At 49.0% G+C, this 13208-nt stretch carries 14 protein-coding genes and 1 pseudogene; 10 read left to right on the top strand and 5 right to left on the bottom strand.

Annotation, left to right across the window (positions count from 1 at the left end; genetic code table 11):
• Window positions 1-160: 160 nt before the first annotated feature.
• The 4 genes from H8R91_RS00290 to H8R91_RS00275 are packed head-to-tail and all read left to right on the top strand — an operon-like array spanning window position 161 to window position 5015.
• The gene (locus H8R91_RS00290; RefSeq protein ID WP_006859298.1) at window positions 161-3487 is read left to right on the top strand and encodes an antirestriction protein ArdA; all 3327 of its coding nucleotides are present in this window, start codon (window positions 161-163) and stop codon (window positions 3485-3487) included.
• 3 nt (window positions 3488-3490) lie between these two features.
• Complete coding sequence (locus H8R91_RS00285) at window positions 3491-4444, top strand: hypothetical protein (RefSeq protein WP_002585090.1); 954 nt, start codon at window positions 3491-3493, stop codon at window positions 4442-4444.
• 2 nt (window positions 4445-4446) lie between these two features.
• A complete protein-coding gene (locus tag H8R91_RS00280) occupies window positions 4447-4653 on the top strand; it encodes a transposon-transfer assisting family protein (protein ID WP_002569181.1) in 207 nt (68 codons plus the stop codon).
• Complete coding sequence (locus tag H8R91_RS00275) at window positions 4650-5015, top strand: cysteine-rich VLP domain-containing protein (RefSeq protein WP_186934432.1); 366 nt, start codon at window positions 4650-4652, stop codon at window positions 5013-5015. The genes H8R91_RS00280 and H8R91_RS00275 overlap by 4 nt, the downstream gene beginning before the upstream one ends.
• A gap of 177 nt (window positions 5016-5192) precedes the next feature.
• Here the strand turns inward: H8R91_RS00275 and H8R91_RS00270 are convergent, their stop codons facing one another.
• From H8R91_RS00270 to H8R91_RS00255, 4 genes are all read right to left on the bottom strand, one after another.
• Window positions 5193-5444, bottom strand: a complete 252-nt coding sequence (locus tag H8R91_RS00270) for a helix-turn-helix domain-containing protein (RefSeq protein WP_002585088.1) — start codon at window positions 5442-5444, stop codon at window positions 5193-5195.
• A 63-nt stretch (window positions 5445-5507) separates the two neighbouring features.
• A complete protein-coding gene (locus H8R91_RS00265; RefSeq protein ID WP_002585087.1) occupies window positions 5508-6854 on the bottom strand; it encodes a relaxase/mobilization nuclease domain-containing protein in 1347 nt (448 codons plus the stop codon).
• Complete coding sequence (locus H8R91_RS00260; protein WP_002585086.1) at window positions 6815-7144, bottom strand: plasmid mobilization protein; 330 nt, start codon at window positions 7142-7144, stop codon at window positions 6815-6817. Before H8R91_RS00260 ends, H8R91_RS00265 begins: the two co-directional genes overlap by 40 nt.
• Before the next feature lie 261 nt (window positions 7145-7405).
• Window positions 7406-7759 (bottom strand): helix-turn-helix transcriptional regulator, encoded by a 354-nt coding sequence (locus H8R91_RS00255; protein ID WP_004607969.1) that lies wholly within the window; start codon window positions 7757-7759, stop codon window positions 7406-7408.
• 381 nt (window positions 7760-8140) lie between these two features.
• Here H8R91_RS00255 and H8R91_RS00250 point away from each other — a divergent pair, with 381 nt between their 5' ends.
• From H8R91_RS00250 to H8R91_RS00225, 6 genes are all read left to right on the top strand, one after another.
• Window positions 8141-8326, top strand: a complete 186-nt coding sequence (locus tag H8R91_RS00250) for a cysteine-rich KTR domain-containing protein (RefSeq protein ID WP_004607970.1) — start codon at window positions 8141-8143, stop codon at window positions 8324-8326.
• Window positions 8327-9316, top strand: coding sequence for a 23S rRNA (adenine(2503)-C(2))-methyltransferase RlmN (gene rlmN, locus H8R91_RS00245; RefSeq protein WP_004607971.1), 990 nt, complete (start codon window positions 8327-8329; stop codon window positions 9314-9316). It begins immediately after the preceding gene.
• Window positions 9317-9852: 536 nt separating this feature from the next.
• A complete protein-coding gene (locus H8R91_RS00240) occupies window positions 9853-10284 on the top strand; it encodes an RNA polymerase sigma factor (RefSeq protein ID WP_009255547.1) in 432 nt (143 codons plus the stop codon).
• Entirely contained in the window at window positions 10265-10525 is a 261-nt protein-coding gene (locus tag H8R91_RS00235) for a helix-turn-helix domain-containing protein (protein WP_002590583.1), read from the top strand. Before H8R91_RS00240 ends, H8R91_RS00235 begins: the two co-directional genes overlap by 20 nt.
• 414 nt (window positions 10526-10939) lie before the next feature.
• Entirely contained in the window at window positions 10940-11167 is a 228-nt protein-coding gene (locus H8R91_RS12235) for a transposon-encoded TnpW family protein (RefSeq protein ID WP_004607973.1), read from the top strand.
• A 100-nt stretch (window positions 11168-11267) separates the two neighbouring features.
• On the top strand, window positions 11268-12944 hold the full coding sequence (locus H8R91_RS00225; RefSeq protein WP_002569190.1) for a recombinase family protein: 1677 nt from the start codon (window positions 11268-11270) through the stop codon (window positions 12942-12944).
• A gap of 63 nt (window positions 12945-13007) precedes the next feature.
• On the opposite strand, the pseudogene H8R91_RS00220 reads toward H8R91_RS00225, so the two are convergent.
• Window positions 13008-13196, bottom strand: a pseudogene (locus H8R91_RS00220) (recombinase family protein); the annotation flags it as partial.
• Window positions 13197-13208: the final 12 nt, after the last annotated feature.

The raw sequence follows: 13208 nt of genomic DNA, 5'->3' as shown, positions 1-13208 counted from the left end.
TTTGCTTGTTGGGAAGTTTCCCAAACCCTCTTTTGCGGAGGGCTTCACCCTCTAAAAATTTTCAAAAATATTTGGCAGAAATGCGGGCGTACCCGTAGTAGACCATGCAGCCAAAAAATGCAGCTTATGACGCTGCCGCAGAGAAAGGAGGTTTTTCACTATGGCAAGTTTACGGGACACCGTAAAGGACTATCAAGACGAGCTTAGGGACGGTATCGCATGGGTGGCGTTCTGGAAACAGGGGCGTTCATGGAACGCGGAATATTTTCATCTTGATATGGACGATACGCTCTACCCGGAGGACAGGAGCCGGTTAGAGGAAATAAAAAGCATTGACCCCGCCGCCGTTATCTTAAACGGCTACTATTGCGGGCATTTAGGCGAGGACATGAGCCTTGACGAGCTGACCGCCGGAGTGCGTTACCACTACGAAAACAGCATGAACGACATTGACGGTTTTATCGGAGCGCATGACGACAGGCTTCCCCCGGAGGTTATCGAGGAAGCGAGGGCAGCCGCCCATGAAGCGGGGCTTCCCTTTTCCGAAAAGCCCTACCGGGACGGGGAGGATTTTAACCCCTATGTATTTGACGGGAGCATGAGCATTGAGGATTTTGAGCTTATGCACCGCATGATTGAAAAAGAAAGGAGCGAACAAATGGCAGAACCGATTTTAAGCGGCTATCTTTCCAATCTTGGGAAGTACACCGAGGGCAGACCCGCGGGCGAATGGGTGACATTCCCCACGACTGCCGAACATCTGAAAGAAGTCTTTGACCGTATCGGGATTGACTTCAAGCACTATGAGGAATGGCATTTCACAGAATTTCAATCCACTATCCCCGGCTTGACGGAGCATTTAAGCGAGTATTCCCACCCCGACGAGCTGAACTATTTAGGGAAGCTCTTGGAAATGCAGTTTGACGACGACCGGGAGAAATTCATTGCAGCCATTGAATACGGCGACCATGCCGACAGCTTACAGGACATTATCAACCTTGCACAGAACCTTGACTGCTACTGGATTTATCCGTCCGTCCACAATGAAGAAGAATACGGGCGTTATCTGGTTGATGAACTGGAAGAACCGGAACTTCCCGAAGAAGCGAAAAAGTATTTCATGTATGAGGAATACGGGCGGGACGCTTCCATTAACGACGACGGTATGTTTACCGAAAAGGGCTATATCTACAACAACCGCAACACCTTTACAGAATGGTACGACGGGCGCGACGTGCCGGAGGAATACCGGGTAACGCCGCAGCCCCCGCAGCCGGAAAGACCCGACCCGTCAAAGGTAGAAATGGACGCAGCCGCGCCGGGGCAGAGAACGGCGCAGACCGCAGAGCAGCCACAGGAGCCGCGCCCGGTTATCCCTATCGTGCTGACGAGCGAGAAGCCCGCCGAAAAGCTCAAAGAGATTACCGACCGTCTGGAACAGGGTATTGCGGAACTCTTTGACAGCGAGCGTTACCGGGAATATCTGAAAGTCATGTCAAAATTCCATAATTACAGCTTCCGAAACACCGTCCTTATCGCCATGCAGAAGCCGGACGCTTCCCTTGTGGCGGGCTTTTCCGCTTGGAAGAACAACTTTGAACGAAACGTGATGAAAGGGCAAAAGGGAATTAAAATCATTGCTCCGTCACCCTATAAAATCAAACAGGAAATGCAGAAAATCGACCCGCACACGCAGAAGCCCGTTATCGGCAAGGACGGGAAGCCCGTCACCGAGGAAAAGGAAGTCACCATACCCGCCTACAAGGTGGTATCCGTCTTTGACGTTTCCCAGACCGAGGGAAAGGAGCTGCCGGACATTGCGGTTGACGAGCTGACAGGCGACGTTGACCGCTACAAGGATTTTTTCGCAGCCCTTGAAAAGACTTCCCCCGTTCCTATCGCCTTTGAGAATATCGAGGGCGGCTCTCATGGCTACTACCACTTGGAGGACAAGCGCATTGCTATCAACGAGGGCATGAGCGAATTACAGACCTTAAAGACCGCTATTCACGAAATCGCCCATGCGAAGCTGCACGACATTGACCTCAACGCGCCAAAGGACGAGCAGCAGCCCCACGTTGACCGCCGCACCCGCGAAGTCGAAGCGGAAAGCGTCGCCTATACTGTCTGCCAACATTACGGGCTTGACACGTCGGACTACTCTTTCGGCTATGTCGCCGGGTGGAGCAGCGGGCGGGAGCTGTCCGAGCTGAAAAGCTCCCTTGAAACGATACGCAGCGCAGCCGCCGAGATTATCAATTCCATAGACGAGAACTTAGCGGAGCTGCAAAAGGCACAGGACAAGGAGCAGACCGCCGGACAGGAGCAGCCCACCAGAGAGGGACAGGAAGCCGCGCCGGAGAAGCCGGATCCGGAAGCAGCCGCACCGGGAAAATCCGGCGCACAGGAAAAAGCGGGCGCAGCCCCGAAAGAAGCCTTTACCCCGGAAACGATTTACAGAGTGCGCCGGAACCCTTACAGCGACAGCCGGGAAAACAGCTACCTCTTGCAAGCCTATGTGACACAGGAGAACGGGCGGGCGAAAATGGGCGACGTGCTTTATACGGGAACGCCGGAGAAATGCCGCGAGCTTATGGGGCAGCTCAAAAGCGGCGAGCTGACCGAGGGCGACGTGAAGCAGCTTTACGCAAAGGCACAGGAAACGGCGCAGACCGCCGGACAGGACAAAGACACCTTTTCCATTTACCAGATAAAGGGCGGGGACGAAACAAGGGATTTCCGCTTTGAGCCATACGACCGCCTGCAGGCGGCGGGAAATGTGGTTGACAGGGCGAACTATGAGCTTGTCTATTCCGCGCCCCTTGCGCCGGAAACTTCCCTTGAAGATATTTACACCTGTTTCAATATCGACCACCCCAAAGATTTTAAGGGACACAGCCTTTCCGTTTCCGACGTGGTAGTGCTTCATCAGGACGGACAGGACGCGGCGCATTTCGTTGACAGTGTAGGTTTTCGGGAAGTGCCGGAGTTTTTACAGGAGCAAAAGCAGCTTACCCCGGACGACTTGGAAACGGGCGAAACTGTCAAGACACCGAGGGGGACTTTCCATGTGACCGCCATGAGCCGGGAGCAGATAGAAGCCGCCGGATATGGCTTTCACCACCAGTCGGACGACGGAAAGTATCTGATTATGGGGAATGGGACGCGGGCGTTTGCCGTTGCCGCAGAACAGGCGCAGCGGGACAATCCCTTGAAAACCGCCGAGCAGACCACAGAGCAGAACGGGAACATGATTGACGGTATCATCAACAACACCCCCACCGTTGACGAACTGGAAGCAAAGGTAAAGGCGGGCGAGCAGATTTCCCTTGTTGACCTGGCTAACGCTGTCAAAGCCGACAAGGAGCGCGGCAAGGGAGCGAAGCCGGAAAAGAAACCCTCTATCCGGGCGCAGCTTAGAGCCGACAAGGAAAAGGCACAGAAGAAAAACGCAAAGCAGAAGTCACAGGACTTGGAAAGGAGCTGACCCATGCCGGAACAGAGCAAATTTGAAAACATGGATTTGTTTGCTTCCCTTGAAGCGATTATGAAGCAGAACACAGGCTTTTACCAGAGCGACTTAGACATTGACAAAGAGATTATCGCAAAGGCGGCGGCAAGCCCCCACAGGGAGGACAAAACACTTTTGTGGTTCTGCCGCCCGTCCGGGACGCACTGTTTCCGGGAGCGCGACGTTTTCCTCAAAGACACCGCGCCCCACAACACATGGCGTTTCTACATGGAGCAGACAAGCGACCGCGTTCTTGCCTATGCAATCGAGCTGACGGGAAAGGAGCGCGGGAAAATCAAGGGCAATCTGTACGAACTGGACTACTCTAAACATTATGAGCGCGTCAAGGAAAAGGAGCTGCCCGCCGATACGGTGAAGCTGATTTATGAGCATGGGGAAAGGGTACAGGAAGCCGGGAGATATTTTGACGGAACCCCAGACCCGCAGCTTGGGAAATTTGAACGCTTTGAAGCCGTACCCAACGACCCGGACGCGCTGCAATCGCTCTTACAGGAAGAACGGCGCAGCCGGGAGCAGCTTTCGCCGGGGGATTTCAAGGCGCATATTGCCGCTTTGCGGGACGGGCTGATTGAAACGGAAGCGCGGCGCATTGTGCGGGAAATGAAGCGGCATTACGAGCCGAACAGCCCGAACAAGACCCATTTCATGGCAGAGCTTTCCCCGGCGTTCATGCGGCTTGCAGCCACAAAGGACACTGACCGCCTTTTCTCCATGCTGCCCTACAAGACCCTTTCCTTTTCCAAAATCGAGGGCAGACATGGGACGTATGCGCTGATTGACAAGGGGGAGAACCGGGACAGGGAGATAAGGAAGCCCCGCCCCTCTATCCGGGCGCAGCTTAAAGCAGACAAGGCAAAGACCGCCCCGAAAAAGGCGGCGGCAAAAACAAAAAATCACGATATGGAGGTATGAGCATGATTAGACTGACTGTTGAAGAAACAAACCTTTTGAGCATTTACAACGAGGGCGGCAAGCGGGCTTTGATTGAGAATGTCAACGCCGCGCTGCCCTACATGGACGCGGATATGCGGGAGCTTGCAAAGCGCACCCTTTCCAAAGTGGACGCTTTGACCGAAGCGGAATTTGCAGAGCTTCCCATTTACGCCGCTGATGAAGTATGAACGGGGTTAAGCGGCTGACGCCGCCCCAGAGCCGGAAAGTCAACGCCCTTGTGCGCCGGACGTGCTGCAATTATGATAACGGGAACTGTATCTTACTGGACGACGGGGACGAGTGCGTATGTCCGCAGCTCATTTCCTATTCGCTTCTCTGCAAGTGGTTCCGGGTTGCGGTGCTTCCCGCCGACAGGCTGCTTTATGCGGAGCTTTACCAGACAGGGGATAAGAAGAAATGTACCGAGTGCGGCGCGTTCTTTGCGTCAACCTCTAACAGTGTCAAATACTGCCCCGTCTGCCGGAAACGTATCACCCGCAGACAAGCCGCCGAGCGCATGAGGAAAAGACGCGCCCCTATTACGCAGTAGGCGCGGAAAATCCCTTGATTTACAGGGCTTTCCGGGCGTGAAAATCGGATAGGCGATACTTTATACCTTTACCCCCAAAAATGGCGTTCTACTGCGTAACATTCACGAAAACAGCACCCATAAAAAGACAGGGCGCGGAAGTCATATACTGGCTTCCGCGCCCTGTTCTTTTTTTGCCTATCTGACATTTCCCTTTTCCATTTCTTCAAGCGGGAACTGCGGGAGGGCTTCTATCAGCTTCTTTGTGATGGACTGGCGCATATCTTCGTTGATTTCCTGTTTCGTGCTTCCGTCCGGCTGTCTGACCGCTACCGTCGATAGCCTGTCGATTTCGTCCTTGTAGCACTCCACGACTTTCTCCACCGCCCATTTTTCCCCGGCAACGGCGGCGCGTATGGTTTCATATTCCGGCATTTTCTGGTTTTCCATGCTCAACGCTCCTCTGCTTTTTGATAGCCCTATCATAGCACAGCGGCGGGGATTTTGCTATCCTTATCCGCGCTCTGTTCCCTTTTCCCGTTCCGGCTGCCTGTCTGCCTGTAAAATGCTGTCAATGTTCTGCTTGATAATATCGTATTCCCGGACTTTCTTTTTCAGCTTCCCATAGTCGGCATAAAGGGCTTCTTTCTGCGCTTGGAGGGCTTCATATTCCGATTGCAGCGCGGCAAGGTTCGGGAGCTTTGCAATGCCCGCCGCTTTCAGCGACCTTGCGGCGGCTTCATGTAGGATAATCGCCTGTTCCTGTCCGGCGCGGTACTTCTCCCTGTTCCTTGCCTTGCGGTATGCGTCATAGACGGGCTTTGTCTTTTGGTAGGTGGAAACATTCTTGATAAGCACCGCCATGTCCGCAAGCCGCTTTTCCGCGTCCTTCAATGCGTCTGCCGCCTGTCCGCTTTCCGCTGCCATTTCTTCAATCCGGCTGACTAAATCCGCGTACTGTTCAATCTTATGTTCCGTCAAGAAATTCATGGTCTTTGCTGCCTGTTTCAGATTGTGGATTTTCGCCCACTGTTCATAGCCCTTACTCTGCGCCGCCTTGATACTGTTCTCAATGTCGATAAGCAGCGAAACGCCGCGCTGCTCTCTGGGGGCTTTCGCCGCCTTTGCCCGTCTGCCCGCTATCCGTTCCCTTATGGCTTCCTCTGTATAATCCGCGCCGAGGGTTTTAAGACGGGTGAAGCGTTCCTGTCCGGGGGCGCGGCATGACACATATTTCCCCGGCTTTATCTCATAGCCCGCCGCCTGTAACCGCTGCAACAATTCCTCAAAACTGGAAACTTGGGGGATAAGCGCGTCAACGGCAATCTTTAGCTTGCCTTTCCAACTTGTACCCGTCTTTTCTGCCTGGTACTCCGCATAGCTCTTTCCCTTGCTGCCCTTGCCGGGAACGACGACGGACAAGCCATTTTCCCGACACAGCTTGTCGCTCATGTTCCGTATGCCGTAATAGCTCCTTTTGTTGGAATTATATTTGCGGTGGTCTACGAAATTTACGGCGCAGAAAATAATGTGATTGTGGACGTGTCCTTTGTCAATGTGCGTCGTGAGTACATATTCATGCTGCCCCTTTGTTACCGCGTCGGCAAGCTGCTTTCCGATTTCATGGGCTTTCTGATAATCGACTTCCCCCGGCTCAAAGGACTGTATCAGATGAAAGGCTAAATTGTTCCCCTTTTGGAGTGCTTGGGACAAGGTATATTCAAATTCAATATCTGCCGTTTCATAGGAGCAGCCGAAAGAGGACACAAGCATTTTTCCGTCCGTCTTGTCCGGGTTTTCGATATAGTCAAGGGCTTTGCTTAGAGTGCTTTTAATAGGCTTAATCTTTGTAACCGCCATATCTCCGCAAGCACCCCCTTTATTTCCTCTATGTCCTCTTGGTATGCGTTCCCCGTCGCGTTTACGCGGCGTGCTATCTGGTTGACGTTGACACCGATTTTCTGTATCTCTGCGGTCATTGCCTTTATATCGGCATGGTCTATCTGAATGATATACCCGTCAATGGCAATCTTCCGCAGATATGCCGCCATGTTCCGGGTGGGTACGAGCTTCATTTTTTCCAGTATTAAATCCCGTTCCGCTTCCGTCACTCTGAATTTGATTTGCACCGTTCTTTTGCGTCCGTTCATGTATTCGCTCCTTTCCTTTCCGTTCCGAGGGTTTGGGACACTTCCCAACAAGCAATTTTCAACCGACGCGCCGCAGCGCGGGAGGGGAAAATACGGAAGTGGGTACCCGCTTCCTATGCTTGCTACGAATGTTTTTATCCCTTATGCCTTACTACGGAGCTATGCCCGGTTTTGCCAAACTTCCGCAAAAGAAAAACGCTGCAATCCTCAAAAAAAGATTACAACGCTCTCTAAACCTTATTCAATTCTGACGGACACTTCTTATCTGCCCTCTGTTTCGACTTCCGCTATCTCCTTTGCCGTTGCGCTCACAATCCGTATGCCTGTATCGCTCATACCGTCAAGAAGCGCGTCAAGCTGCCGCCGCTGCGTGTTCTTCTCTGGCGGCGTTTCCAAAAGAAACTGGTCTACGGATATATTGTAGCGGAGCATAAGCTCAAAGAAAATCTGTAAACTTGGGTGCTGCCCCTTGTTCTCAATGTTCGCAAGGTAGCGCGGCGAGATAAACATTTCGTCGCTCACTTTCTTGCGGCTCTCCTTGCGCCCTGTCCGCGCCGCCTTTATCGCTGCCCCAAAAGCCTTGAAATCGTATTTCGGTACTGGTCTTTTTGCCATAGTTATTCACCCTGTTACATTTTACTGTTCCCCTTTCTTCTTGGATATGTCTACACAATTCAATCAGTTAGCCAAAATAATTCATATGTATATGTTGACAATTAGCCGCTTTTTTTGTATAGTATTATTAAAAGGGGGAAATGTTTATGTTACATAGCATGCGTATTCGATAAGCATTGAAATCAAAAAAGATTTTTCCCATTTTCAATATGGGCTTTTTTGTCATGCTTATTTTGCGTATGCTATACAACAAAACTAACGATGTATAGACATAGTATAAAAACTATGCCTTAATTTTGTTGTAGTGTTATATGTATAAATGCAGGTCAATGCTCATGTTGAGAATTGACCTGTATTTTTTTGCACAAAAGGAGAAATATTATGCTTGAAAAATATTGGATAAAATGTCCAATTTGTAACGGAAAGACGAGGGTTCAAGTATTTTATAATACGGTATTAAGAAATTTTCCTCTTTTCTGCCCTAAATGTAAATTAACACATATCATTGATGTTGAAAAATTAGAAATCATAATCAAAAACTCTGAAAAACAAAAGGAAGGATATTAAATGAAACACTTACCTAAAAGTACACTTACGGAAATATTGAATGACCCATACGGATTTACTTACAAAGAAATGTCGGAAGTAATTGGAGAGGATAAAGCAAGAGCCTTATATGCGGAATTGTATAAACAGCCATTTCACAAAAAAAATCTATCAATATCAACAAAAAAAGTCTATAAAAGTAGCGATACTGAAAAGTATGTTTATGAATTGAAAGACAACAGGTATATCGAAACGGTTTTTATTAAACGGCGAGATGGTGGGACTGTTTGCGTAAGTACGCAAGTTGGTTGTTCTGTTGGCTGTATTTTTTGTGAGTCCGGACGCAATGGTTTCGTTCGTAATCTAACACCATCTGAAATTGTGCAACAGGTCATATTGATACGTCAAAAAGTAAATCGTATCGTTTTTATGGGAATGGGAGAACCTTTATTCAATTACGACAACTTGATTGCAGCAATCCATATTCTTCGAGATAGAAATGGACTTAACTTTCCAACCGACGGCATTACCGTATCAACAGTTGGTCCAGTTAATCAATTAAAAAAATTGCGCGAAGAACATCTAAAAATTCAGTTGACAATATCTTTACATGCAGCAACACAGGCTGCGAGAAACTGCATCATTCCTCATATGCACATGTACGCTATTGAAGATGTTGTTAAGCAAGCATTGTCCTATTCACAAAGGCATAATCGAAAAGTGGTATTTGCGTATTTGCTTTTACCAGGTATAAATGACCGTTCCTCAGATATAAGGCAACTTGCAAAATGGTTTAAGGGCAAAAATGTTATGATTAACGTGCTGCAATACAACCCGACGAGTAATTCAAAAATTAGAGCACCACAAAAACAAGAAATGGTTGCGTTCAAACATCAATTAGAGCAAACAGGACTTGAAGTTACCATGAGAGTTTCTCATGGTAGAGAGATTAAAGCAGCTTGTGGACAGTTAGCTAATACATATAATAAAGCCAAAAAACAACAAAAATAATTTAATTAAAAGAGCCAGACGCACAGACGCAGAGCCGATAATATGCAGTTTGAAATACTGCTGTTATCGGCTCTTTTTTGATTTAATTTGTGCCCCCAATAACCATATTGGAGCAAAATCAGAACTGTTGCTTGTCGTTCTTTGATTTCCGCAGCAGCTTTGAAAAACCAAAGCCGCCGTTTCTTTTTATCTTCTAATGAAATGACGCGGTATCACTGTTAAAAGCGGCGGCTAAAAGGAGGTAGCCGCCATGAAGCACATACCATATCGACAAAATCCGACGGTCATTGACACATCAAAAAAAGCCCGACCACCGCCGGGGAAAACTACGTCTATCAATATGAACTGTCTAATCATCTGAATACCGCTTACAATACCTATACGTCTGTCCGGGCTTTTCGGACAGGCGTATTTTGCTGCTCAAAAAATTTTTTGAAAAAAATCCGAAAATCTTCGGCGTTTTTTTCAAAAGGCAGTATTGCCCCGCGAAAAGGGGGAAGCACCACCAACTTTCCAACGAGAAAGGGGGTGAGAATGTGGAACCTAATCGCAGGGAGTTTATAAAACAGTGCGCTTTCCAGAAGTTTTGTAATACGGTACTGCACAATGAAGCGTGTGACGCTCACAAAGAGCTGCACAGGCATAAGGCAAGGGAGATTACCTTTTCCGACTTGACCTTAGAAGAAGCGCGGCAGCTTCATACCTTTGATGAATATTTCAAAGGGGAAATCGCCTTTGAAAGAGCCGGGAAGAAAATCACGCCGAAGCTGCTTCTTGAAGCAATCCGTACTTTGCCGGAAGAAAAGCGCAAAGCCGTACTCCTGTACTATTTCGAGGGAATGAACGACACCGAGATTGCGGAGCTGTTCGATACGTCGAGAAGCACGATACAGTACAGGCGGACAAGCTCTTTTGAGCTGCTAAAAAAATATCTGGAGGAAAATGCTGATGAATGGGACGAATGGTAACGAACCCGGCTACCCGGAAAAAGCCCTTGTTCCCTATCCTGTCATTTTGGCAGCGACAAAGGGCGACCCGGACGCTATGAAGATTGTCTTGCAGCATTTCAGCGGCTACATAGCCCGCCTCTCCATGCGGAAGCTGTACGACGAGCGCGGGAACGTCTATTTTGGCGTAGACCACGACATTCGGGAACGGCTGCAAGCAAAACTGATGATGGCTGTCCTCACCTTTAAGGCAGAGGAATAAACCGCAGCGGCGGGACGCTTTCTCTCTCCCCCTTTTCCGTTCCGCTGCTGACGCGGCAGCAAAGCCATTCTGAACCTTGACAAAGAAAGCGGCGCAAGATAACGGCGGCGCAGCATAGGGCAAATCGGATACGTTCCTTTTGCGCCGAGCCATACGGTGGGTGCGCCATGACGCTATCCGGGTGAGGTTATCCCCGCCCGGACAGCCGAGCGACCAACACCGCGCCGGAAAGCAAGTGTAGCGGCTTGCGGGCGACGACACGCAAAATATACAATGATACTTCCTTACAGCCACAGTCCGAGCGTTAAGAGCGTCGCAGGCAATGGGTAGGGCTGCATGAGAACCATGCCGGGGTGAAATTCCCATGAGGTTATGCTAATAACCGTCCGATTAAAGCCTTTGTTTTCTTGAATAGTGGACTTGCTGCTATTCATAGACTGTATTATATGTTTGCGAAAGAAAGGGGGATTTTCTTTGACGCAAAACCAGACGCCCGTTACCACAACGGAGCATAAAATCGGAAAAGTTACTTACCTTGTATGTTCGTCCGCAAGTGAACGCGCAACGGACACACTGGATAAAAAGATAAAGAAGCTCATTCGCAAGGACATGGAGCTGAACCCCGCAAACGCCCGGAAATAGGGCGTTTCTTCACATTTTATACATGACACAGGCAGCGGTATGTGGTATAATATAGACAGTACAAATACCATGCTTGTCTGTCGTCGGAAAGGAGGACAAAATGTTACAGACAGACAAGATTACCGCTTTATATTGCAGATTGAGCCAGGAAGATATGCAAGCCGGGGAAAGCGAAAGCATACAGAACCAAAAACTGATTTTACAAAAGTATGCTGACGAACACCACTTTTTCAACACACGCTTTTTTGTAGACGACGGATTTTCCGGCGTGAGCTTTGAGCGTGAGGGGCTTCAAGCCATGCTGCATGAGGTTGAAGCCGGGAACGTGGCGACCGTCATAACAAAAGACCTTTCCCGTCTGGGACGTAATTATCTGAAAACCGGCGAACTGATAGAGATTGTTTTCCCCGAATACGAAGTGCGCTACATTGCCATTAACGACGGTGTAGACACAGCGAGGGAAGATAACGAGTTTACCCCTCTGCGGAACTGGTTCAACGAGTTTTACGCCCGCGACACCTCAAAGAAAATCCGGGCTGTCAAACAGGCAAAGGCACAGAAAGGCGAGCGCGTCAACGGCGAAGCTCCTTACGGCTACCTTATCGACCCGGATAACCGCAATCATCTGATACCCGACCCGGAAACGGCACACGTCGTAAAACAGATTTTTGCAATGTATGTACGGGGCGACCGTATGTGTGAAATCCAGAACTGGCTGCGGGACAATGAGATATTGACCGTCGGGGAACTGCGCTACCGCAGGACAGGGAGCAAACGCCACCCCCGCCCACAGCTCAACGCATGGTACAACTGGCCGGATAAGACACTGTACGACATTCTGACAAGGAAAGAGTATTTAGGGCATACCATAACCGGGAAAACCTACAAGGTATCTTATAAGTCGAAAAAGACGAAAAAGAACCCGGAGGAAAAAAGGTATTTCTTCCCCAACACTCACGAACCTTTGATTGATGAAGAAACCTTTGAACTTGCACAGAAGCGGATTGCCACCCGGCAACGCCCGACAAAGGTTGATGAAATTGACCTGTTTTCCGGGCTGCTCTTTTGTGGGGACTGCGGCTACAAAATGTATGCAGTACGCGGAGCCGGGACGCTTGAACGGAAACACGCCTACACTTGCGGCAACTACCGCAACCGGGCAAGAAATGATATGCTCTGCACTACGCATTATATCCGCAAAAGCGTATTGAAAGAACTTGTCCTTGCAGACTTGCAGCGAGTAACGTCTTATGTGAAAGAGCATGAACAGGAGTTTATCGAAACCGCCAACGAGTGCAGCGCAAAGGCAGTACAAAAGACGCTGACACAGCAGCGGAAAGAACTTGACAAGGCGCAGAACCGTATTAACGAGCTGAACATCTTATTCCGCAAGCTCTACGAGGACAACGCTTTAGGGAAACTTTCAGATGAACAATTTGCTTTTCTGACTTCCGGCTATGATGAAGAAAAAAAGACGCTGACCCGGAGGATTGCGGAGCTGTCACAGGAAATCGACAACGCCACCGAGCGCAGCGCGGACGTAAAAAGGTTTGTCGCACTGGTACGCAGATACACAGCGATTGAAGAACTGACCTACGAAAACGTCCATGAATTTATTGACCGTATTCTTATTCACGAACTGGATAAGGAAACGAACACCCGCAAAATCGAAATCTTTTATAGCTTTGTCGGCAGAGTTGATACAGGCGACAAGCCTACTGAAAGTATCTCCTATTTCAGACAGATAGGAGCCGACGTAAAGAGTTATGCTATCTAACATACATCAAAAAGAGGTAAGATAACACCCTCTGCAAAAAAGGTATCGTTATCTTACCTCAACAAAATCAACCCCTGAATAACCGTCGTCAATATAAAATCGGCAGTTATGGAATCCGTTATCCAACGCATATTTTTCAAGAAGTGCTTTCTGATTTCTTATGCTGTTTGACTCTCCCTGCAATTCATCTTCCTGTGAAAGGCGGCAGTAAAGTGCTGTAATTAACTGTTGGTTTGAATTTGTGTTCAACATATTTCATTCCTT

This window comes from Ruminococcus intestinalis (assembly GCF_014288065.1).
Taxonomy (GTDB): domain Bacteria; phylum Bacillota; class Clostridia; order Oscillospirales; family Acutalibacteraceae; genus Ruminococcoides; species Ruminococcoides intestinale_A.
This window is presented reverse-complemented; position numbering and strand designations above follow the sequence as displayed.

Bases quoted from the DNA above. Each gene is read 5' to 3' on its own strand.
- H8R91_RS00290 (WP_006859298.1), top strand. From the start codon at position 161: ATGGCAAGTTTACGGGACACCGTAAAGGACTATCAAGACGAGCTTAGG.
- H8R91_RS00250 (WP_004607970.1), top strand. From the start codon at position 8,141: ATGCTTGAAAAATATTGGATAAAATGTCCAATTTGTAACGGAAAGACG.
- H8R91_RS00275 (WP_186934432.1), top strand. From the start codon at position 4,650: ATGAACGGGGTTAAGCGGCTGACGCCGCCCCAGAGCCGGAAAGTCAAC.
- H8R91_RS00255 (WP_004607969.1), bottom strand. From the start codon at position 7,759: ATGGCAAAAAGACCAGTACCGAAATACGATTTCAAGGCTTTTGGGGCA.
- H8R91_RS00285 (WP_002585090.1), top strand. From the start codon at position 3,491: ATGCCGGAACAGAGCAAATTTGAAAACATGGATTTGTTTGCTTCCCTT.
- rlmN (WP_004607971.1), top strand. From the start codon at position 8,327: ATGAAACACTTACCTAAAAGTACACTTACGGAAATATTGAATGACCCA.
- H8R91_RS00260 (WP_002585086.1), bottom strand. From the start codon at position 7,144: ATGAACGGACGCAAAAGAACGGTGCAAATCAAATTCAGAGTGACGGAA.
- H8R91_RS00225 (WP_002569190.1), top strand. From the start codon at position 11,268: ATGTTACAGACAGACAAGATTACCGCTTTATATTGCAGATTGAGCCAG.
- H8R91_RS00235 (WP_002590583.1), top strand. From the start codon at position 10,265: ATGAATGGGACGAATGGTAACGAACCCGGCTACCCGGAAAAAGCCCTT.
- H8R91_RS00265 (WP_002585087.1), bottom strand. From the start codon at position 6,854: ATGGCGGTTACAAAGATTAAGCCTATTAAAAGCACTCTAAGCAAAGCC.
- H8R91_RS00280 (WP_002569181.1), top strand. From the start codon at position 4,447: ATGATTAGACTGACTGTTGAAGAAACAAACCTTTTGAGCATTTACAAC.
- H8R91_RS00270 (WP_002585088.1), bottom strand. From the start codon at position 5,444: ATGGAAAACCAGAAAATGCCGGAATATGAAACCATACGCGCCGCCGTT.